Origin of the sequence: Cupriavidus sp. MP-37 (genome assembly GCF_020618415.1) — a bacterium.
Taxonomy (GTDB): Bacteria; Pseudomonadota; Gammaproteobacteria; order Burkholderiales; family Burkholderiaceae; genus Cupriavidus.
Window position 1 is genome coordinate 3,088,963 of record NZ_CP085344.1, and the last position, 20,266, is coordinate 3,109,228.

18 protein-coding genes are annotated in these 20,266 nt (G+C 68.5%); 11 read left to right on the forward strand and 7 right to left on the reverse strand.

What is annotated here, in order from left to right:
* Window positions 1–3 precede the first annotated feature (3 nt).
* From LIN44_RS14240 to LIN44_RS14270, 7 genes are all read left to right on the forward strand, one after another.
* Window positions 4–513, forward strand: a complete 510-nt coding sequence (locus tag LIN44_RS14240) for a TadE/TadG family type IV pilus assembly protein (RefSeq protein ID WP_227312622.1) — start codon at window positions 4–6, stop codon at window positions 511–513.
* Complete coding sequence (locus tag LIN44_RS14245; protein ID WP_227312623.1) at window positions 510–968, forward strand: TadE family protein; 459 nt, start codon at window positions 510–512, stop codon at window positions 966–968. Before LIN44_RS14240 ends, LIN44_RS14245 begins: the two co-directional genes overlap by 4 nt.
* Window positions 969–991: 23 nt before the next feature.
* Window positions 992–2,185: an AAA family ATPase gene (locus tag LIN44_RS14250; RefSeq protein ID WP_227312624.1), complete on the forward strand. Its 1,194-nt coding sequence runs from the start codon at window positions 992–994 to the stop codon at window positions 2,183–2,185.
* A gap of 59 nt (window positions 2,186–2,244) precedes the next feature.
* Window positions 2,245–3,615 carry a CpaF family protein gene (locus tag LIN44_RS14255; protein WP_062797211.1) on the forward strand — a complete coding sequence of 457 codons (1,371 nt, stop codon included), beginning with the start codon at window positions 2,245–2,247 and terminating at the stop codon, window positions 3,613–3,615.
* A gap of 45 nt (window positions 3,616–3,660) precedes the next feature.
* On the forward strand, window positions 3,661–4,638 hold the full coding sequence (locus tag LIN44_RS14260; RefSeq protein ID WP_227312625.1) for a type II secretion system F family protein: 978 nt from the start codon (window positions 3,661–3,663) through the stop codon (window positions 4,636–4,638).
* A 73-nt stretch (window positions 4,639–4,711) separates the two neighbouring features.
* Window positions 4,712–5,686, forward strand: a complete 975-nt coding sequence (locus LIN44_RS14265) for a type II secretion system F family protein (RefSeq protein WP_227312626.1) — start codon at window positions 4,712–4,714, stop codon at window positions 5,684–5,686.
* 211 nt (window positions 5,687–5,897) lie between these two features.
* Entirely contained in the window at window positions 5,898–6,671 is a 774-nt protein-coding gene (locus LIN44_RS14270; RefSeq protein ID WP_227312627.1) for a metallophosphoesterase, read from the forward strand.
* A 131-nt stretch (window positions 6,672–6,802) separates the two neighbouring features.
* Here the strand turns inward: LIN44_RS14270 and groL are convergent, their stop codons facing one another.
* Both groL and groES read right to left on the reverse strand, forming a co-directional pair.
* A complete protein-coding gene (gene groL / locus LIN44_RS14275; RefSeq protein ID WP_227312628.1) occupies window positions 6,803–8,446 on the reverse strand; it encodes a chaperonin GroEL in 1,644 nt (547 codons plus the stop codon).
* A gap of 47 nt (window positions 8,447–8,493) precedes the next feature.
* Window positions 8,494–8,784, reverse strand: a complete 291-nt coding sequence (gene groES / locus LIN44_RS14280; protein WP_008644494.1) for a co-chaperone GroES — start codon at window positions 8,782–8,784, stop codon at window positions 8,494–8,496.
* A 360-nt stretch (window positions 8,785–9,144) separates the two neighbouring features.
* Between groES and LIN44_RS14285 the strand changes: the two genes are divergently transcribed.
* The gene (locus tag LIN44_RS14285) at window positions 9,145–9,582 is read left to right on the forward strand and encodes a hypothetical protein (RefSeq protein WP_227312629.1); all 438 of its coding nucleotides are present in this window, start codon (window positions 9,145–9,147) and stop codon (window positions 9,580–9,582) included.
* Between the two features lie 66 nt (window positions 9,583–9,648).
* Here LIN44_RS14285 and LIN44_RS14290 read toward each other — a convergent pair whose 3' ends face one another.
* The 3 genes from LIN44_RS14290 to LIN44_RS14300 all read right to left on the reverse strand — a co-directional run bounded on the left by LIN44_RS14290 (window position 9,649) and on the right by LIN44_RS14300 (window position 12,890).
* Window positions 9,649–9,936: a transcriptional regulator gene (locus LIN44_RS14290; protein ID WP_092308394.1), complete on the reverse strand. Its 288-nt coding sequence runs from the start codon at window positions 9,934–9,936 to the stop codon at window positions 9,649–9,651.
* 202 nt (window positions 9,937–10,138) lie between these two features.
* Window positions 10,139–12,409: a xanthine dehydrogenase family protein molybdopterin-binding subunit gene (locus LIN44_RS14295; RefSeq protein ID WP_227312630.1), complete on the reverse strand. Its 2,271-nt coding sequence runs from the start codon at window positions 12,407–12,409 to the stop codon at window positions 10,139–10,141.
* Between the two features lie 16 nt (window positions 12,410–12,425).
* Entirely contained in the window at window positions 12,426–12,890 is a 465-nt protein-coding gene (locus LIN44_RS14300) for a (2Fe-2S)-binding protein (RefSeq protein WP_227312631.1), read from the reverse strand.
* Window positions 12,891–13,190: 300 nt separating this feature from the next.
* On the opposite strand from LIN44_RS14300, the gene LIN44_RS14305 reads away from it, so the two are divergent.
* Window positions 13,191–14,303 carry an acyltransferase family protein gene (locus tag LIN44_RS14305; RefSeq protein WP_370641651.1) on the forward strand — a complete coding sequence of 371 codons (1,113 nt, stop codon included), beginning with the start codon at window positions 13,191–13,193 and terminating at the stop codon, window positions 14,301–14,303.
* Here the strand turns inward: LIN44_RS14305 and LIN44_RS14310 are convergent.
* Both LIN44_RS14310 and LIN44_RS14315 read right to left on the reverse strand, forming a co-directional pair.
* Window positions 14,300–15,187: a cytochrome c gene (locus LIN44_RS14310; protein ID WP_227312633.1), complete on the reverse strand. Its 888-nt coding sequence runs from the start codon at window positions 15,185–15,187 to the stop codon at window positions 14,300–14,302. The two genes, LIN44_RS14305 and LIN44_RS14310, sit on opposite strands and share 4 nt — an antisense overlap.
* A gap of 98 nt (window positions 15,188–15,285) precedes the next feature.
* Window positions 15,286–15,684, reverse strand: a complete 399-nt coding sequence (locus LIN44_RS14315; protein WP_227312634.1) for a nuclear transport factor 2 family protein — start codon at window positions 15,682–15,684, stop codon at window positions 15,286–15,288.
* A 353-nt stretch (window positions 15,685–16,037) separates the two neighbouring features.
* Between LIN44_RS14315 and LIN44_RS14320 the strand changes: the two genes are divergently transcribed.
* Together LIN44_RS14320 and hutC are read left to right on the forward strand one after the other, a co-directional pair.
* Window positions 16,038–19,421 carry a diguanylate cyclase gene (locus LIN44_RS14320; protein WP_227312635.1) on the forward strand — a complete coding sequence of 1,128 codons (3,384 nt, stop codon included), beginning with the start codon at window positions 16,038–16,040 and terminating at the stop codon, window positions 19,419–19,421.
* A gap of 91 nt (window positions 19,422–19,512) precedes the next feature.
* Entirely contained in the window at window positions 19,513–20,214 is a 702-nt protein-coding gene (hutC, locus tag LIN44_RS14325) for a histidine utilization repressor (protein WP_370641653.1), read from the forward strand.
* Window positions 20,215–20,266: the final 52 nt, after the last annotated feature.

Genomic DNA, 20,266 nt, shown 5'->3' on the forward strand with positions numbered 1-20,266 from the left:
ATCATGAAGCGATGCTGGCAACGCAGGTGCAATCGACGCGGCGCGGTCGCCGTGGAGTTTGCGCTGGTCCTGGTGCCCTTGCTGATGCTGGTGACCGGGGTGGCGGAGTACGGGCGCGCCATCTACCAGTACAACGCCCTGGCCAAGGCCACGCGCGACGCGGCGCGCTACCTGTCGCAATACGCGCCAAGCGAGCCGAATTATCCGGTGGAGCAGGCAAAATGCGTCGCCGTCTATGGCAAGACCACTTGCGGCGGCACGGCGCTGGTGAAAGGCCTCAGCACGTCCATGGTGGTGGTCTGCGACCGCGTCGACGCCACCGGCTGCGCCGGCAAGCAGTATGCCAACGTTGCCATCTACGAAGGCGGGGGCAGTTCCGGCACGCCGGCGGGGACAATCAACCTGGTGGAGGTGAAGATTTCGGGCTTCACCTACTCGCCCATGCAGAGTTACCTCAATGTGGGGGCGCTCGCGTTCTCCGATATCGCAACGGTAATGAGGCAGGTGCTATGACCCCGCTCCGCACCCCGCGCCTGCGTACGCGCCAGACCGGCGCAGCCGCCATCGAGTTCGCCCTGGTCGCCAGCATTTTCTTCATGCTGCTGATCGGCATCGCCGAGTTTTCGCGCGTGCTGTTCTACTGGAACACCGCCGGCGAAGCCACCCGGCTGGGCGCGCGCATCGCCGTGGTCTGCGACGTCACCGATAGCGCCCTCAAGGACCGCATGACGCATCTGATGCCCTTGCTGAAGGCCAGCAATATCCAGGTCGCCTACGAGCCCAGCGGCTGCGACGCCGACGATGACATGGCGCGCAATTCCTGCCGCTCCGTCACCGTCAGCGTGGCCAATGTCACGGTCAAGACCTTCATTCCGGTGGTGCCGATCACGGTGTCGCTGCCTCCGTTCACGACCACGCTGCCGCGGGAGAGCCTCGACTCCTCCACCGGCGGCAAGATCTGCAACTAGCGCGCACGAGCCAGGAGCTCATCATGCTCAAGATTCTGATCGTTTCCGAAGACGCCAACCGCCTGGCCGAGATCCACCGGATCAGCGCCGCGGTGGGCAACTTCCAGGCCATGACGCTGCAGGAGGGCCTGGGCCGCTTCCCCCTGCATGCCAGCCGACTGCGCATGGCGGACCTGCTGGTCCTGGAGCTGCCCGCCATCAGCCCGCAGCAGATGCAGGCAGTCGAGATGCTGCGCCAGCAGCATCCCGAGCTGCCGTGCATCTTGATCACGCCGGCGCCCAACTCGGAGGTGCTGATCAAGGCGATGCGCGCCGGCATCCGCGACGTGCTGCCGTGGCCGCTGGACAAGGTCCAGCTGGCCGAGGCGCTCAGGCGCGTCGAAGCCGCCCACGTGCCGCGCGCGCAGGACAACGGGCAAGTGATTTCCGTGATTTCCTGCAAGGGCGGTGCCGGCACCAGCTTTATCGCGGCCAACCTCGGCGACGCGCTGGCGCGGCATCTTGGCAAGCGCGTACTGGTGATCGACCTGAACCGGCACTTCGGCGACCTGACCTATATCGTCAGCGACAAGGTCCCGCCGTCCACGCTGCCCGAAATCTGCAGCCAGATCGACCGCATGGACAGCGCCTTCCTCGAGGCCTGCCTGGTGCACGTGGACAACGACTTCGACATGCTGGCGGGCGCGTCGGACCCGGTCAAGGCCAGCCAGATCCAGAAGGACAAGCTGGAGTGGATCCTCTCGGTGGTACAGCCGGCCTACGACTTCGTGATCTTCGACCTGGGTCAGAGCATCGACCCGCTGTCGATCGGCGTGCTGGACCACAGCGACCGCATCTGCGTGGTCGCCGAACCCGCAATCTCCTTCGGCCGTCCTGGCCGCCGGCTGCTCGATATCCTGGGCGCCCTTCACTACCCCGCCGACAAGGTCCGCCTGGTGCTCAACCGCACCGGCCGCAAGCACGAGATGCCGCGCGCGACGATGGAAGAAATCTTCGGCATGAAAGCCGCGTTCACGCTGCCCGACGACCCGGCCGCGGTGGACGAAGCCATCAGCCACGGCGAGCCGGTGGCCAAGCTGAGCCGGCGCAGCGCCATGACGCGCGCGCTGCAGGCGATGGCCACGCAGCTCTGCACGCCGGCCGAGGCCGAGCGGCGCAGCCGCACCGAAACCGCATCGCCGCTGCGCCGGCTGATGCTGCGCGCGAAGAGCACCTGATTGCACCGATTGCAGCCGACCGGCCACGGTCATCCGCACCCGCCAACGAGGAGTCCATCATGTCGATCCGAGAACAACTGGCCAATGCCGAGCCTGCCTTCACCGTCAACGGCCACGCCGCGATCCAGTTTGCGACCTCGGCCGCCTCCGTCTCGGGTGGCTACCATCAGCTCAAGCGCGACGTGCACGAAACCGTGCTCGACCGCGTCGAGCTGGAGCGCCTGGCGCGCTATCCGCAGGAACAGGTGCGCCAGGAGATCACCGCGCTGGTCAACCTGATCGTCGACGAGCAGAAGGTGCTGCTCAACGACAACGAGCGCCGCCAGCTGACGGTGGAGATCTACGACGAGATGTTCGGCTTCGGCCCGCTCGAGCCGCTGCTGAAGGACCCCACGGTATCCGACATCCTGGTCAACACCGCGCGCCAGACCTACGTGGAACGGCGCGGCAAGCTGGAGCTGACCGATGTCCTGTTCTACGACGACGCGCACCTGATGAAGGTGATCGAGAAGATCGTGTCGCGCGTGGGGCGCCGCATCGACGAGACCAGCCCGATGGTCGATGCGCGCCTGCCCGACGGCTCGCGCGTCAACGCCATTATTCCGCCCTCGGCCATCGACGGGCCGCTGCTGTCGATCCGTCGCTTTGCCGTGAATCCGCTGCAGGTGGCCGACCTGGTCAACTTGCGCAGCCTGACGCCGCCGATGGCGCAATTGCTGCAGGCGCTGTCGCAGGCCAAGGTCAACGTGCTGGTGTCCGGCGGCACCGGCAGCGGCAAGACCACGCTGCTGAACATCCTGTCCGGCTTTATCCCGGAGGACGAGCGCGTGGTCACGATCGAGGATGCCGCGGAACTTCAGCTGCGCCAGCCCCACGTGCTGCGGCTGGAAACGCGCCCGCCCAATATCGAGGGCAAGGGCGAGATCACGCAGCGCGCGCTGGTGCGCAATGCACTGCGCATGCGGCCTGACCGCATCATCCTGGGCGAAGTGCGCGGCGGCGAGGCGCTGGACATGCTCAACGCGATGAACACCGGCCATGAAGGCTCGCTGACCACCATCCACGCCAACACCCCGCGCGATGCGCTGACGCGGCTGGAGAACATGGTCAGCATGGCGGGCCTGACCATGCCGGCCAAGGCCATGCGGCAACAGATCGCCTCCGCCATCACCGTGATCGTGCAGGCCGCGCGCATGACCGATGGCCGCCGCAAGATCATCAGCATCCAGGAGATCACCGGCATGGAGGGCGACATCATCAACATGCAAGAGATCTTCACCTTCCAGCGCACCGGGGTGGACAAGGACGGCACCGTGCGCGGCAACTTCCGCGCCACGGGGGTGTATCCCAAGTTTGCCGAGCGGCTGCGCGTGTTCGGCGTTGGATTGCCGGATGACACCTACGACCCGGCCAAGCGCTACGAAGTCTGACCTGCCAGGGCCCATACCAATGCGATCCATCCGGGGGAGCTACCCATGAGCACGATCTTCTACGCCTTCGGCATCCTGCTGTTCGTTGCCGTGGTGCTCTGCGTCGAGGGCATCTACCTGTGGTGGAACAATGCCCACGGTCCCGCGGCCAAGCGTATCGAAGCCCGGCTGCGCGCGCTGTCGGCCGGCGGACACGTCGGTGCCGAGCAGCTCTCGATTCTGAAGAAGCGCATGCTGGCCGACTCGCCGCGCCTGCAGCAGTGGCTGATGCGCGTGCCGCGCATTGGCGCGCTCGACCGCTGGCTCGAGCAGTCCGGCAGCACCTGGTCCGTGGCGCAGCTGCTGGGCTACTGCGCCATGGTGGTGTTGTGCACGCTCGCACTGATTCCGCTGCTGCCCGTGCCGGCCTCGCTGGTGCTGCTCGGCGCGGTGCTGACCGCCATGCTGCCGGTGCTGCATGTGGTGCGCCTGCGCGGCAAACGGCTCAAGCAACTCGAGGCGCAACTGCCCGATGCGGTCGACATGATCAGCCGCGCCCTGCGCGCCGGGCACTCGTTCAGCGGGGCACTCAGCATGGTCGGGCAGGAAATGAAGGCACCGATCGGGCCGGAGTTCCGCACCACCTTCGAAGAGATCAACTACGGCGTGGCGCTGGACGAAGCCATGACCAACCTGGCCATACGCGTGCCGGTGGCCGACCTGCGCTACTTTGTCATCGCGGTCCTGATCCAGCGCGAAAGCGGCGGCAACCTGGCCGAGATCCTCGACACGATCGGCACCATGGTGCGCGAGCGCCTGAAGCTGTTCGACAAGATCCGCGTGCTGTCGGCCGAAGGCAAGATGTCTGCATGGGTGCTGGGACTGCTGCCCTTCTGCACCGCGGGCCTGATCCTGTTGGTCAATCCGGGCTTCATGAATGTGCTGTGGGAAGATCCGCTGGGGTTGCGCCTGATCGGCGGGGCGCTGGTGTCGATGAGCTTCGGGGTGCTGTGGATGCGCAAGATCATCCGGATCCGGGTCTGAAACCGGCTGCGGTCACCTCAGCGCAGTACGAGAAGAAGCAGGCCTTGGACAGCCATACTGACGGGAGTCCATCATGCAAGAGATTTTCCAGGGGTTCCAGGGCGACCAGATGATCGTACTCGTTCTGGTCTTCGTGGCGGCGTTCGGCACGGTATTCGGCGTGCTCTATGTGTTTGCGCCCCACCGGCTGCGTGGGCGGGCCGAGCAGATCGCCGGCCAGGCCGGGCCATTCGAGGCCGACTCGGGTCGGCAGCAGGCAGTGATCGAGCAGCTGGTGAAGTGGGCGCAGCCGGTATCGCGGCTTTCGCTGCCCAAGGAGGGCTGGGAGAATTCGCAGCTGCGCGTGCGTTTCATGAATGCGGGCTGGCGCAGTGCCAGCGCCGCACCGCTGTACTTCGGCGCCAAGACCGTCCTGGCCGTCGGGCTGCCAATGCTGGGACTACTGGCGGTCAGCAGCCAGCCCGGGCTGCAGAACCAGCAGCTGATGTTCGTGCTGCTGGCAGTGCTGGGCGCGATCGGCTATTACCTGCCGAATCTGGTCCTCGCCCGCAAAGTCTCCCAACGCCAGCGCACCGTCTTCGAAGAATTCCCCGACGTGATCGACCTGCTGACCGTCTGCGTCGAAGCCGGCCTCGGCCTGGACGCGGCGCTGATGCGCGTGGCCGACGAACTGGCGCTGCGCTGCCCGGTGCTGGCCGACGAGCTGCAGCTGATGCTGCTGGAACTGCGCTCGGGTTTCTCGAAGGAAAAGGCCCTGACCAACCTGTCGCTGCGCACCGGGGTGGAGGACGTGGACAAGTTTGCGTCGATGCTGGTCCAGGCCGACCGCTTCGGCACCAGCCTGGGTGAGTCGCTGCGCGTGCTGTCCGACATGCTGCGCACCAAGCGCCGCATGCGCGCCGAGGAGCAGGCCGCCAAGATTGCGCTGAAGCTGCTGTTCCCGCTGATCTTCACCATCTTCCCGTCATTGCTGCTGGTGCTGCTGGGACCGGCCTTCATCCAGATCTATCGCGTGCTGCTGCCAACCATGGCGGGACAAGGAGGATAAAACTCCCGGGAAACCGCGACCGTTTCCCCCGGCTGTCTCCCGGTGCAATGCCGGCAAGACAGTCACTTGCCCGGAACCAGGTTCCGGGCTTTTTTGCTTTCCGGGGCAAACCCGAGGGCTTGACCGGACGGGCTGGCTTCTGAAGAATGCAGGCAATCCCCCTGCCGGCGCCGAGACCCTGCAGCGCGCGCCCTACCCGCCCGGAGTCCCGATGAAGCTACGCATCCTGAGCGACCTCCACATCGAACACCACTTGCCGGAATCGGTGCCCCCGTGCGACGCCGACCTCGTGGTACTGGCCGGCGACATCGCCAACGGCCGCGACGGCATCGACTGGGCCGTCAGCACGTTCAGCCAGCCGGTGGTCTATGTGCCGGGCAACCACGAGTACTACGAGAGCAATTTCGAGGTCGTGGACCAGCAGATGGCCGAGGCCGCCGCCGCGCATCCCCGGGTGCGCCTGCTCAATGGCGCGGTCGCGGAATTCGACGGCGTGCGCGTCATCGGCACGACCTGGTGGACCGACTACACGCTGTTCGGCACCGACCGGCGCGACGAGGCGATGCAGGCGTGCGCAAAGGCAATGTACGACCACCGGCTGATCGAAATCCGCGGCGATGACGGCCACATGCGCCAGTTCACGCCGCAGGACGCGCTGGCACGCCACCTGGCCGCGTCTGGCTGGCTGCAGGCGCAGCTGGCGCTGCCCTACGCCGGCAAGACGGTGGTGGTCACGCACCACGGCCCGGATCTCGGCAGCCTGGACCCGCGTTTCTCGCACGATCTGGTCTCCGGCGGCTTCCTGTCACGCCGGCCCGACCTGGTGGCGCAGGCAGACCTGTGGATCCACGGCCATACCCACACCAGCTTCGACTACTGCGTCGACAATTCGCGCGTGGTCTGCAATCCGCGCGGCTATGTCAGCCGCCGCACCGGCGAGGTGGAGAACAAGTCCTTCGACTGGTGCTGCGTGGTCGAGGTCTGACCCGGCCTGGCCTGCTGTCTGCCGCGCCGGCGATCCAAACGTCGGCGATCCAAAGAAAAACCCCCGCGGGCTCGCACCCGCGGGGGTTTTTCATGACAGCCTGCCCGTGAAGGCAGTCGGTCGGCAATGAATTACATCATGCCTTCCATGCCGCCCATGCCGCCCATGCCGCCCGGCATTGCCGGAGCCGACTCTTCCTTCGGCGTTTCGGCCACGGCGCAGTCGGTGGTCAGCATCAGCGAAGCCACCGAAGCGGCGTTCTGCAGTGCGGTGCGGGTGACCTTGGTCGGGTCCAGCACGCCCATTTCAACCAGGTCGCCGTACTCGCCCGAAGCGGCGTTGTAGCCGTAGTTGCCCTTGCCTTCGATCACCTTGGCAACGACCACCGAAGCTTCTTCACCGGCGTTCAGCACGATCTGGCGCAGCGGCTCTTCCATCGCGCGCAGCACGATCTTGATACCGGCGTTCTGGTCGGCGTTGTCGCCGGTCAGGGCCGAGATCGCGGCGCGGGCGCGCAGCAGGGCCACACCACCGCCGGGGACGATGCCTTCTTCCACCGCAGCGCGGGTGGCGTGCAGGGCGTCTTCCACGCGGGCCTTCTTTTCCTTCATTTCGACTTCGGTGGCAGCGCCAACCTTGATCACGGCAACACCGCCGGCCAGCTTGGCCACGCGCTCTTGCAGCTTTTCACGGTCGTAGTCCGAGGTCGCTTCTTCGATCTGGGCGCGGATCTGCTTCACGCGGCCTTCGATGCCAGCAGCGTCACCGGCGCCATCGATGATGATGGTGTTTTCCTTGCCGATCTCGATGCGCTTGGCCTGGCCCAGGTCCTGCAGCGTGGCCTTTTCCAGCGTCAGGCCGACTTCTTCGGCGATGACGGTGCCGCCGGTCAGGATGGCGATGTCTTCCAGCATGGCCTTGCGGCGGTCGCCGAAGCCCGGGGCCTTGACGGCGGCGGTCTTCAGGATGCCACGGATGTTGTTGACCACCAGCGTTGCCAGGGCTTCGCCCTCGACGTCTTCAGCGATGATCAGCAGCGGGCGGCCGGCCTTGGCCACTTGCTCCAGCACCGGCAGCAGGTCGCGGATGTTGCTGATCTTCTTGTCGAACAGCAGCACGAACGGGTTGTCCAGCTGGACAACTTGCTTTTCCGGGTTGTTGATGAAGTACGGCGACAGGTAGCCGCGGTCGAACTGCATGCCTTCCACGACTTCCAGCTCGTCGGCCAGCGACTTGCCGTCTTCGACGGTGATCACGCCTTCCTTGCCGACCTTGTCCATGGCTTCGGCGATGCGCTCGCCGATCGAGGCGTCGCTGTTGGCCGAGATCGCGCCAACCTGGGCGATTTCCTTGCTGGTGGTGGTGGGCTTGCTGATCTTCTTCAGCTCTTCCACGGCCGCGCCGACAGCCTTGTCGATGCCGCGCTTCAGGTCCATCGGGTTCATGCCGGCGGCAACGTACTTCATGCCTTCGCGCACGATCGACTGGGCCAGCACGGTTGCGGTGGTGGTACCGTCACCGGCGTTGTCGCTGGTCTTGGAAGCCACTTCCTTGACCATCTGGGCGCCCATGTTCTGCAGCTTGTCCTTCAGCTCGATTTCCTTGGCCACGGACACGCCGTCCTTGGTCACGGTCGGGCCGCCGAAGCTGCGCTCCAGCACCACGTTGCGGCCCTTCGGGCCCAGGGTCACCTTGACTGCGTTGGCGAGGATGTTCACGCCTTCGACCATCTTGGCACGTGCGGCGTCGCCGAACACTACGTCTTTTGCTGCCATGTTCTGAATCTCCTGAAATCTGTACGGGTGGGGCTACAAGTAACGGATTACTTGTTGACCACGGCCATGATGTCTTCTTCGCGCATGACCAGCAGTTCCTGGCCATCCACCTTCACGCCCTGGCCGGCATACTTGCCGAACAGCACGCGATCGCCGACCTTGACGTCCAGGGCGATGTTGTTGCCCTTGTCATCCTTCTTGCCGGGACCGATTGCCAGCACTTCGCCTTGATCGGGCTTCTCGGCAGCGTTGTCGGGAATCACGATACCGGACGCGGTCTTGGTTTCGTTGTCCAGACGCTTCACGATCACGCGGTCGTGCAGAGGACGCAGATTCATACGGACTCCTAGATACAAAGTGAGTTTTTGATCACAAATCGGCCGGCTACCGAGGCGACGGCCGTCAGAAATGTTCAGGTGTCGCAGAGGGCTGTTAGCACTCCCCCCTGACGAGTGCTAATTATAGGGACGGGGTGGGGGCATTTCAAGACAGGTGCCGGATACGGGTTTTCCCCCGGGTGAGCGGGGCACTTGTAGGAACAAGGCCGACCTCTGATCGGCGCATGCCCGACAGCGCGAAGCCAACCCGCTGCCTAGACTGGCCTTGTCGCCGCGTGGCCTGCCAGGCAGGCCGGTGCGGCATACGTGGCGCCGCGCCTGCCAGGCCGGCGCTTCCGACCCTAACCCTGGAGGTATTCCATGGATCCGAAACAACCCGCTCGCCATACCCGAATCGCCAGCGTGATTGCGGCAGGCCTGGCAGGCCTCAGCTGTGCCGCCGCCATCGCCCAGACCACCACCACGCCCGCCACGCCCGCCACCCCGGCCACGCCGGCAAGCCCTGCCGCGCAGGGCATGCCCGCAACCCCCGCAACGCCTGCCGTGCCGGCCACCGCGGCCAGCCCCGCCGGCGGTCAGGGCGTCGCTCCCGGTGTGACCCAGATCCAGCCGCCGAAGGACCCGCTGGTCGAGCGCCGCGAGGCACGCCGGCAGGCCGCCGCCGAATACAAGGCGAAGAAAAAGGCCGCCAAGGGCGAGTACAAGGATGAAGTCGGCGCTGCCAGGCAGGAACGCAAGGTCGAGAACAAGGCAGCGGATGCCGCCGCGCGCCAGGAAATGACTGCGCCGAAGCAGTGATGCAGCGGTCGCGGTGAGCGCCGCCGCGCCAATGCAAACGGGCCCCGCGGGGCCCGTTTTGCCGTGTCAGTCGGCCAGTCCGCTGGCGTCGATATAGCCCAGCGCTTCGGTGACGGCGCGCCGCGCCTTCAGCACGTAGCAGACCCGCCGCTCCTGGATCGACAGCGCCAGCACGTCGGCCTGCACCAGCTCAGAGAACACATGGCCGGCACGCCCCAGGCTCAGCCGCGCCACCTGCGCCAGGTCGGTGGCCGGCAGCCCGGCCTCGCCTGCCTCAAGCAGCGCGCGGCAGATGCGGATGCGCGCGGGTTCGGTCATCAGCGCCAGCGTCAGCGTACTTTCCTGGGTCTCCATGATCACACCTCGGTCTCCGGGCACGGCTCCCGGGCCGGGCGGTCATGCGGCGTCGGGGCGATGCGGGGTCATTCTTGCCACGCGCCTGGCGCACGCGGTTTTCCCCGTTCTACGCGGCTCGCCCCGCAAAGGCAATAGGGTGCTGCCACGGCCGGGCGGGCACTGGCGCGATTACAACAGCGCCAGTGCCGCCCGGCCGCGCTCAGGCCAGCACAAACGGCAATTGCCGCTGGCGCTTGCCGGTCAGCGTGAACAGCGCATTGGCCACCGCCGGCGCGATCGGCGGCACGCCGGGTTCGCCCAGCCCGGTGGGGTTGTCCTGCGACGGCACGAAGAACACGTCCACCACCGGCGCGTCGGTGATGCGCGGCGGCGGATAGTCGGGGAAGTTGCTGTTCTTCACCGCGCCGTTCTCGATCTCGATGGCAAACCCCGGGCGGGTCATGGCCAGCCCGAACACGCAGGCGCCCTGGATCTGGGCCTCGGCCGACAACGGATTGACCACGCGGTTGGCATGCACGCCGGCGGTGACGCGGTGCACGCGCGGCTCGCCCTTTACCAGCGACACGTCGACCACATAGGCCACCACGGTGCTGAACGACTCATGCACCGCCACGCCCCAGGCATGCCCCTTGGGCAGCTTGCGCTTGCCGTAGCCGGACTTCTCCACCGCCAGCTGCAGCGCGGCGCGATGGCGCGCGTGCTTGTTCTCGTCGAGCCGCGCCAGGCGGAACGCCACCGGGTCCTGCCTGGCGGCGGCAGCCATCTCGTCAGCCAGCGTTTCCTTGACGAAGGCGGTATGCGTATTGCCGACCGAGCGCCACCACAGCACCGGCACATCCACCTGCGGGTGGTGCACCGACATCTGCAGCGGCAGGTCGTAGTCGTTCTCGACAATGCCTTCGGTCATGGTGGCGTCGACGCCGTTCTTGACCATGAAGGGCTCGAACGGCGTGCCCTTCAGGATCGACTGGCCGACGATGGTGTGCTGCCAGCCCACCACCTTGCCCTGCGCGTCCAGGCCGATGCGGGCGCGGTGCAGGTGCAGCGGGCGGTAGTAGCCGCCGCGGATATCGTCCTCGCGGCTCCACACCACCTTGAGCGGCTCGGTGTGGCCCGCGGCGACCCAGGCCTTGAGCACGTTGGCCGCTTCGACGATGTAGTCGGAGGTCGGCACCGCGCGCCGGCCGAAGCCGCCGCCGGCCATCATGGTATTGAGCACCACCTTGTCCGGCGCGAGTCCGAGCGTGCGCGCCACCGCGGCCTGGTCGACGGTCTGGAACTGCGAGCCCACCCAGACCTTGACCGACTGCACCTTGCCGCCGGCCACCTGGGGCTGCAGCGTGCAGTTGAGCGGCTCCATCGGCGCGTGCGCCAGGTACGGAAAGCGGAAGTCGGCCTCGATCTTGCGCGGCGCGCGTTGGATCGCCGCGGCGATATCGCTTTCGCCCGCGCCCTCGCCCGCGCGCGCGACCGTGCCGGGCTGCCCGGCGAGCTTCGCGTATTCATCGAACAAGGCCTGCGACGAGACCTTGGAGCCCGCGTCTTCCCACTGGATCTCGAGCGCATCGCGGCCCATCTTGGCGGGCCAGTAGCCGCTGGCGATCACGGCCACGCCGCTGCCGCCGCGGTCGACCGGCACCTGCAGCACGCCGCGCACGCCTTGCACCGCGCGGGCCTTGTCGGCGCTGAAGCTTTTCACCTTGCCGCCAAAGCGCGGCGGACGCGCCACCACGGCCACCACCATGCCCTTGAGCTGGGTGTCGATGCCGAACGGCGTGGTCGCTTCCATCTTGCCGCGCGCATCCAGCCGCGGCGTGGGCTTGCCGACGATGCGGAACTGCGCCGGATCCTTCAGCGTGACCTGCTGCGGCACCGGCAGCTCCATCGCCGCCGGCGCCAGTTCGCCGAAGGTGGCGCGCTGGCTGCCGGACGTGACCACGCCCTGCTCGACCTTGCAGCTGGCCGGGTCGACCTTCCAGCGCTGCGCCGCGGCCGCGACCAGCATCGCGCGGGCGCGCGCGCCGAGTTCGCGGTACTGCTGGAACGAGTGGTTCAGCGCGGTCGAGCCGCCGGTCATTTGCATGCCAAAGCCGCGATCCTTGTACGGGTCGCCCGCCGGCGCCAGTGCCGCGCGCACGTTGCGCCAGTCGGCATCCAGCTCTTCGGCCAGCGCCATCGGCAGCGCGGTATGCACGCCCTGGCCGAATTCGAGCCGGTTCACGGCCACGGTCACGGTGTTGTCCGGCGCGATCACCAGGAAAGCCTGCGGCGGCGACGGCGGCGCCTTGGGCTTGGCGCCTTCCTGCGCCTGCGCCAGCGGTGCCACGCCCAGCGCCAGCCCGCCGCCGGCGAGCCCGGTCAGCTTGAGGAAACTGCGGCGGTCCAGCGTCGCCACGCCGACGTCCGCACGTGCCTCGCCGCTATTGCCTGCCTGGCCGCCGGCCAGGGCTTCGATGCCTCGGATACGCATATCGGTTCGCTCCCGCTCAGGCCAGCGCACGGGCGGCGTCTTTGATCGCCGCGCGGATGCGCTGGTACGTGCCGCAGCGGCACAGGTTGCCGGCCATGGCCTGGTCGATGTCGGCGTCGGTGGGCCGCGGCTTGCTGCGCAGCAGGCCGACGGCGCTCATCACCTGGCCGTTCTGGCAATAGCCGCACTGCGCGACATCGTGCTTGATCCAGGCATCCATCACGGCGCGCCCGACGCGGTCGGTGCCGATGCCTTCGATGGTGGTGATGCGCGCACCGGCCACCGCGGAGGCCGGCGTCACGCAGCTGCGCGTGGGCTGGCCGTTGACGTGCACGGTGCAGGCGCCGCACGCGGCCATGCCGCAGCCGAACTTGGTGCCCGTCATTTCGAGGTTGTCACGCAGCGCCCACAGCAGCGGCGTGGACGGGTCCACGTCGACTTCGCGGGTCTTGCCGTTGACGTTGATGGAGAGGGTGGTCATTTTGGGGGACACTCCTTGGGTACGTTGCCCGCTGGTCATTGCCTTTGCGCGCAGCCTGGCGCAACGGACAAGTGAGGATAGTGCAATTTCCGGCACCTTGCCGGAGGCTTTGCGCACTACCGTGCCCGTCAGCGCCGGCTGCACGAACTTTGTGCAAGGAACCGCTGTCCCTCATGGATTGCCTTGCGATCCCGGCGGGACCCGGTTCCTGCCGCTGAAACAGTGCCATCGACTATTCCAGAAAACGCGTTGCCCGCAGCCGGCACCACCCCGGCCTCGAATGCCGCGGCCACGCCCGCCATCTCCGCCTCCGCGGCAGCCCGCGCCCGCGCCACGCAGTCACCTGCGGTGGCGCGGCTCGACAGCATCCAGGCCTTGCGCGGCCTGGCCGCCGCGCTGGTGGTGGTCTACCACTCCGGACTCACGCTGGGCGGCACCAATGCGCCGGTGCTGAACTGGCTGACCCACAACGTGATCAAGCGCGGCCATGTCGGCGTGGATGTGTTCTTCGTCATCAGCGGTTTCATCATCGCCTGGGTCGCGGTGCTGGCCCGGCCCCGCCCGGAGCGTCCGCTCAGCTTCATGATCCGGCGCCTGTGCCGGCTGGCGCCGCCGTACTGGACCATGTCGGCGCTGCACGCGCTGCTGCTCAATCCGGTCACGCCGGCGGTGTTCGCCGCGTCGCTGGCGTTCCTGCCGACTGCCACCAGCCATGCGCCTTACTACGGCTATCCGGCGCTGTACGTGGGCTGGTCGCTCAACTACGAACTGGCGTTCTACGCGGTGTTTGCGCTCGGGCTGCTGCTGGCCGGGCGGCGCGCGCTGCTGGTGGTGCTGGCGGTGTTCGCGCTGTTCACGCTGTTGCTGCCGTGGTGGCGCTTCGGCACGCTGGTGGCCGATCCCGCGCAGGGCTACCCGTTCGCGGCGCCGTGGCTGGCCATGGCCAGCAATCCGCTGGTGCTGGAGTTCCTGCTGGGCTGCGGGCTGGCCTGGGCCTATGCGCGCTGGCGGCACTGGCTGACACCGGCACTGGCGCTGGCGTTGCTGGCCGTCGGCAGCGCGGCGTTCGCGCTGTCGCTGCCGCTGGTCGGGCCGGACTTCAGCCTGGCGGGTCGCGGCCTGCCCGCCGCGCTGCTGGTGGCCGGCGTGGTGGCGGCCGAGCACACCGGCATGCTGCGCGTGCCGCGCGCGCTGATCTGGCTGGGCGAACTGTCCTACGCGCTCTACCTGACCCATCCCACCGTGATCGAGGCGGTCAAGCGCCTGATGCCCGAGCTGGGCCCGGACCAGACCGCGATGCAACTGCTGCGCTTTGCCATCGATGCCGTCCTCGCGCTGGCGCTGGCCTGGCTGCTGCACCGCTGGGTCGAGCTGCCCGGCATCGCCGCCGGGCGCCGGCTGGCCCGCGGCTAGCGTTGCGGCAGGCCGGCCAGGAACAGGTACAGGGCGGTCAGTTCGGTATCGTTCATGCGCCCGAAGGAATCGAACGGCATCACCCGGCTGAGCGCGGTGCCGTCAGGGCGCTTGCCGCTGCGCATCATCTCGATAAACGCCGCGGGCTGGCCGTAGCGCGCCATCGCGCCGCCGGGCACCGGGCGCAGGTCCGCGGCCGGCGGCCAGTCGGGCGGCGCACCCGGGATTTTGCCGCCGCGAAACGCCGGCCCATGGCATCCCAGGCAGACGTTGGCCACGTAGGCGCCGTAGCGGGGCGTCGGCTCCGGCACCATTGCCTGCTGCGCCGGCAGGCTGTGGTCGATCTTGGACGCTGCATCCTTCACCACGCCCACGCCATACAGTGCCCGCACCGGCCACGGCATGGTGATCTCGGCCGGCGCGCCCATCGCCGCCGGCAGGCTGCGCAGGTAGCCGATCAGGGCGCCGAGATCCTCGTCGCTGAGCCGGTTGTAGTCTTCACTGGGCATCACCAGCAGCGGGCGCAGCGACGGCGCCACGCCATGGCGGATGCTGCGCACCCAGTCCACCGGCTGGTAGGCGGCGATGGCCGGATTGGCGGGGGTCAGGTCCGGCGCGCGCACGCGCAGGCCGCCGGGGTCGTCGATCACCTGCTTGCCGCCCCCGCCGGCGCCATGACATTCCATGCAGCCGCGCGACTCATACAGGTACTTGCCGTGGGCGATGGCGGCGGGATCCTCGCGGATGGCGACCGGGGCGACCTGGATCTCCACCACGCGCTGCGCCTTGCGCTCGCCCACCCACGCCGCGGCGAACGCCGCCGCGGCCACGACCGCAGCCGTGCCGGCAAGCCCCCATGCCGCCCTCCGCAGAACCCGCGCCATTTGCCGCCCCCTGTCCGCCGCACTGGATGCAGCAGCTTGCCGCCAGGGGCCGGGGGGCTGTCGGTGGGCAAGGCCACACAGGGCAGCGCCCGCCGCGCTCAGGCAAGCCCGGCCGGGGCCCGGTCGATGAAGCCGGTCATGCGCGCCAGCCGGCCATCGGCCGACACGGTGGCAAAGTCGGTGCCGACCACCAGCGCCTCCTCGCCGGCGGGGCCCAGCTCCCAGGTAAAGCGCAGGTGTTCGCCGTGCGCATCGACCGGGCTGACGCGGGTGAAGCGGAAACCGGGAAACTTCGCCTGCACCGCGGCGATCATCGCGTCGATGCCGGCATGGCCATCGCCCCGCATCAGCGGATCCACATAGCTCGCCGTTTCCGTCCACGCCGCCGCGATCAGCTCGCGCCGGCGCGCGGCATCGGTCTCGTTCCAGGCGGCGAGGTAGCGGTCGGCGAGCGTGGCAGCGTGTTCAGCCTGGGGGGACTGGGTGGCAGCGGACATGGCTTTCTCCTTGGGTTGGGGTGGTCAGGGTCTGGGAGGCCTGCGTCAGGCCATGGCCGCATGATCGGCGCGGGGGCGCAGCGGCGCGATTACCGGGGAGGTTATCGGCGCGGATACCGGCATCGAGGAACCCCGCGCTTGCCGCGCCTACCAAAAAATCGCCCCCAACACCAGAGGCAAGTAACCCCCAACCTGCCCCCTGTCCTGCCGATGGCCGTGCGCTTATCCTCGCTACATTGCCCCTACGCTGGGCGGCAGTCTGTCCGGGCGTTTCGGGGGCATGCCGCCGGGCGCGCCGGTCATGCCGCCTCCTTCCCGAACCCCATCGCACCGCCTTTGCACCGTTCTGCTCCATGACGCCCGACACGGCCCCGCCGAGCCTTCCGGCCGCCCCAGCCCCTTCCGCCGCGCCGCGCCGCTGGCTGCCCTTGCTGCTGGCCGGCGCCTGCTACTTCGTGCTGGCGGCGGCGGCGCTGTGGCTGGCGCGGCTGCCCGGCACCGTGGCCGCGGTGTGGCTGCCCAACGCGTTCGGGCTGGGCCTGCTGCTGAACCGGCCCCGTGGGGAGGGGCCGTGGCTGCTGGCCGGCATGCTGGTGGCCAGCGTGCTGGCCAACCACGGCGCCGGCGACAGCGTCGGCACCGCGCTGATGCTGACCGGCGCCAACCTGGCCGAGATGCTGTCCGCGCTGCTGCTGTTGCGGCTGCTGGACCGGCATGGCGTGACCGGACGCCACGGCCCGCTGGCCGCATTCGCGGTGATGCTGGCGGTCGGCGGCATCCTGGCGCCGATGGTGGGCGCCAGCGCCGGCGCAGCGGCCATCGCCGCGGTCAAGGGCAGCCGCTTCGCGCCGGTGTGGTGGACCTGGTGGCAGGCCAGCGCGCTCGGCATGGCGCTGCTGCTGCCGCTGATGCTGTCGATGACCGCGGTGCGCGTGCGCGCTGCCGCCGCGCGGCCGATGCTGGCGCCGCAGGCGGGCGCGCTGGCGCTGAGCCTGGCCATCGGCGCGCTGGCGCAGTGGCAGGGGCACGACCCGTTCGCGGCGATGTCGCTGCCGCTGGTGCTGCTGGCGCTGGCCGGCAATCCGTTTGCCACCGCGCTGCTGGCGCTGGTGGCGACGCTGTGCCTGCAGGCGCTGATGCTGCTGTCGCATCGCCATGAAGCGGTGCCGCTGTCGGCCGCGGTGATCATGGTGCTGCCGGTCTGCATCGCCTACCTGGCCGAGCAGAACCGGCACGGCCGCGCCAGCCTGCGCAGCAGCGACAAGCGCTTTCGCCAGGCCATGGAGCATTCGGCCATCGGCATGGCACTGGTCGACATGGATGGCCGCTGGCAGACCGTCAACCGCGCCATGACCGAGTTGCTGGGCTACAGCGCGGCCGAGCTGCGCGAGCTGAGCTACCAGCAGCTGACCCACCCGGACGACCTGACCGGCGACCTGCGCCAGGTCGCCAACCTGTTGTCCGGCAAGGTCGAGGCCTACCGCCTGGAAAAGCGCTACCGCCACAAGGACGGCCACTACCGCTGGGTACTGCTGGCGGTTTCGCTGGTGCGCGACGAGCAGACCGGCGAGCCGCAGCACTTCATCACGCAGGTGGAAGACATCCACGCGCGCAAGCTGGCACAGCAAGAGCTGGAACGGCTGTCGCGGCGCATCCAGCTGGCCGTCGAGGCCGGCGGCGTCGGCATCTGGGAATGGGACCTGGCCAGCGCCGGCATCACCTGGGATGCGCGCATGCATGCGCTGCACGGCACCGATCCCACCGGCGGCGCGCCGCTGTCGGAGCAATGGATCGCGCTGCTGCATCCCGAAGATGTCAGCCGCGTGCGCGGCGAGATGCGCCGCGCCATCCGCGGCGAGGCGGCGTTCGACACCGAATACCGCATCGTGCGCCCGGGCGGCGAGGTGCGCCACGTGCGCGCCATGGCGATGGTGACCCGCGGCGCCGACAGCACTGCGCACGCGCTGGTGGGCACCAACTGGGACATCACCGAGCAGCGCCGCCTGACCGAGGCGCTGTTCGAGGAAAAGGAGCGCCTGCATATCACGCTGCGCTCGATCGGCGATGCGGTGATCTGCACCGACGCCGCCATGCACGTGACCTTCATGAACCCGATCGCGGAGCAGCTGACCGGCTGGACCATGGCCGGCGCCACCGGGCTGCCGCTGGAACGGGTCTTCCGCATCGTCGACGAGAGCACCGGCGAGCCGATCCCGAGCCCGGTCGAGGCCTGCCTGCGCACGCTCACGCCGGCCTACCTGCAGGAAGGCGCGGTGCTGCAGAGCCTGACCGGCGAACGCCACGACGTGCAGGACTCGGCCGCGCCGGTGCTGACCGCGCGCGGCGAGGTGCTGGGCGCGGTGCTGGTGTTCCAGGACATCACCGCCGCGCGCGCGCTGCAGCGCGAGCTGGCGCGCTCGGCCATGCACGACGCGCTGACCGGCCTGCCCAACCGCACCTGGTTCGAGAAGCGCCTGCGCGAATCGTGCGAGGCGGCGCGGCTGCACGGCCATCGCGCGGCGCTGTGCTTTATCGACCTGGACCGCTTCAAGATCGTCAACGACACCGCCGGCCACGGCGCCGGCGACGTGCTGCTGCGCGAGCTCGGCTACCTGATCCGCCACCATGTGCGCCCGGACGACGTGCTGGCGCGCCTGGGCGGCGACGAGTTCGCGCTGCTGCTCAAGGACTGCACCGTCGACCAGGCCGAGCAGGTCTGCCAGGGCGTGATCGACGCCATCCGCGGGCGCCGCTTCCCGTGGGAGGGGCGCGTGTACGACGTCGGCGCCAGCATCGGCATCGCCGCCATCGACCTCGACGTGCCGCCGGTCAGCGAACTGATGAGCCGCGCCGACGTGGCCTGCTACGCGGCCAAGGCCGCGGGGCGCAGCCGGGTCTCGGTCTACCGCCGCGACGAGAGCGACGCGCGCCGCCACCACCGCGAGCTGGAAGTGGCCGCCGGCATCCACTCGGCGCTGGAGGCCAACCGCTTCCGCCTGTTCGCGCAGGAGATCCGCGCGCTGCAGCCGGAACAGAACGCGGACGGCAGCGCCCACCGCCATATCGAGATCCTGGTGCGCATGGTTGACGAGCACGGCGAGCTGATCCTGCCCGGCGCCTTCATTCCCGCCGCCGAGCGCTACGACCTGATGGGCCATGTCGACCGCTGGGTGATCCGCAACGTGCTGCGCGGCTACGGCGAACGGCTGGGCGCGGTGCCGGGCTTGTCGGTATCGATCAACCTGTCGGCCAACTCGCTGGGCGAGCCCTTCCTGCTGCCGTTCCTGCATGCCGAGCTCGAAGCCAGCGCCCTGCCCGCCAGCCGCATCCGGCTGGAAATCACCGAAACCGCGCTGATCAACAACATGGCCGCGGCCAACCGCCTGGTGGCGGAGATGCGGCGCGCCGGCTGCACGGTGTCGCTGGACGACTTCGGCTCGGGCCTGTCGTCGTTCGCCTACCTGAAGCAGTTCCCGGTGGACTACCTCAAGATCGACGGCAGCTTTATCCGGCAGCTGGCCGACAACGCGGTCGACCGCGAGATCGTCAGCTCGATCAACGACATCGGGCACCGCCTGGGCGTGCGCACGGTGGCGGAATGGGTCGAGGACGAACGCACCCTCGACGCGCTGCGCGCGATCGGCGTGGACTACGCGCAGGGCTATGCGATCGGGCGGCCGGTGGCGCTGGACGTGTTCCTGGCCGGGCACGCGCAGCGCAACGCGCAGGCCTCGTAGCGGGTGCGCCGTGCCGTGATACATTCGGCGCCTGTCGCATGGCCGCCTGGCCGAATCCAAGGGGAACCCGTTGTCGCTCGTGTCCGACCCGATGCCGGCGCCGCTCTATGCGCGCGTCAAGCAGCACATCAGCAGCCGGATTGCTGACGGCAGCTGGCCGCCCCATCACCGCGTACCGTCCGAGACCGAGCTGGTAGAAGCGCTTGGCGTCAGCCGCATGACCGTGCACCGCGCGCTGCGCGAGCTCACCGCCGAAGGCATGCTGGTGCGGCTGCAGGGCGTCGGCACCTTCGTGGCCGAACCCAAGCGGCGCACCGCGCTGTATGCGGTCAACAATATCGCCGACGACATCGCCGCGCGCGGACACCGCCATCGCGCCCGCGTGGTCAGCCTGGAGGCGGAGCGCGCCGGTCCGGCGCAGGCCGCGGCGCTGGAGGTCGCGCTGGAGGCGCGGGTGTTCCATTCGGTGATCGTCCACTACGAGGATGACGTGGCAATCCAGCTGGAGGACCGCTATGTCAACGCCGTGGTCGCCCCGGACTACCTGGCGCAGGACTTCACCAAGGAAATTCCCTACCAGTACCTGTCGCGCATCGCCCCGCTGACCGAGGGCGAGCATGTGGTCGAGGCCGTGCTGGCGCTGCCGGAAGAGTGCCAACTGCTCGCCATCGAACGCGGCGAGCCGTGCCTGCTGATCCGCCGCCGCACCTGGTCCGCCGGACGCGTGGTGACGTCGGTGCGGCTGGTGCATCCGGGGTCGCTGCATCGCCTGGAAGGCCGGTTCACGTCCTAGGCCCGGTGCCGAAACCGCAACCTTTTCCCCGCTTGTAACGAAAGCGGCGCAT

Coding starts and splice junctions, on each gene's coding strand:
- LIN44_RS14240 (WP_227312622.1), top strand. CDS start 4: ATGAAGCGATGCTGGCAACGCAGGTGCAATCGACGCGGCGCGGTCGCC.
- LIN44_RS14245 (WP_227312623.1), top strand. CDS start 510: ATGACCCCGCTCCGCACCCCGCGCCTGCGTACGCGCCAGACCGGCGCA.
- LIN44_RS14250 (WP_227312624.1), top strand. CDS start 992: ATGCTCAAGATTCTGATCGTTTCCGAAGACGCCAACCGCCTGGCCGAG.
- LIN44_RS14255 (WP_062797211.1), top strand. CDS start 2,245: ATGTCGATCCGAGAACAACTGGCCAATGCCGAGCCTGCCTTCACCGTC.
- LIN44_RS14260 (WP_227312625.1), top strand. CDS start 3,661: ATGAGCACGATCTTCTACGCCTTCGGCATCCTGCTGTTCGTTGCCGTG.
- LIN44_RS14265 (WP_227312626.1), top strand. CDS start 4,712: ATGCAAGAGATTTTCCAGGGGTTCCAGGGCGACCAGATGATCGTACTC.
- LIN44_RS14270 (WP_227312627.1), top strand. CDS start 5,898: ATGAAGCTACGCATCCTGAGCGACCTCCACATCGAACACCACTTGCCG.
- groL (WP_227312628.1), bottom strand. CDS start 8,446: ATGGCAGCAAAAGACGTAGTGTTCGGCGACGCCGCACGTGCCAAGATG.
- groES (WP_008644494.1), bottom strand. CDS start 8,784: ATGAATCTGCGTCCTCTGCACGACCGCGTGATCGTGAAGCGTCTGGAC.
- LIN44_RS14285 (WP_227312629.1), top strand. CDS start 9,145: ATGGATCCGAAACAACCCGCTCGCCATACCCGAATCGCCAGCGTGATT.
- LIN44_RS14290 (WP_092308394.1), bottom strand. CDS start 9,936: ATGGAGACCCAGGAAAGTACGCTGACGCTGGCGCTGATGACCGAACCC.
- LIN44_RS14295 (WP_227312630.1), bottom strand. CDS start 12,409: ATGCGTATCCGAGGCATCGAAGCCCTGGCCGGCGGCCAGGCAGGCAAT.
- LIN44_RS14300 (WP_227312631.1), bottom strand. CDS start 12,890: ATGACCACCCTCTCCATCAACGTCAACGGCAAGACCCGCGAAGTCGAC.
- LIN44_RS14310 (WP_227312633.1), bottom strand. CDS start 15,187: ATGGCGCGGGTTCTGCGGAGGGCGGCATGGGGGCTTGCCGGCACGGCT.
- LIN44_RS14315 (WP_227312634.1), bottom strand. CDS start 15,684: ATGTCCGCTGCCACCCAGTCCCCCCAGGCTGAACACGCTGCCACGCTC.
- LIN44_RS14320 (WP_227312635.1), top strand. CDS start 16,038: ATGACGCCCGACACGGCCCCGCCGAGCCTTCCGGCCGCCCCAGCCCCT.
- hutC (WP_370641653.1), top strand. CDS start 19,513: ATGCCGGCGCCGCTCTATGCGCGCGTCAAGCAGCACATCAGCAGCCGG.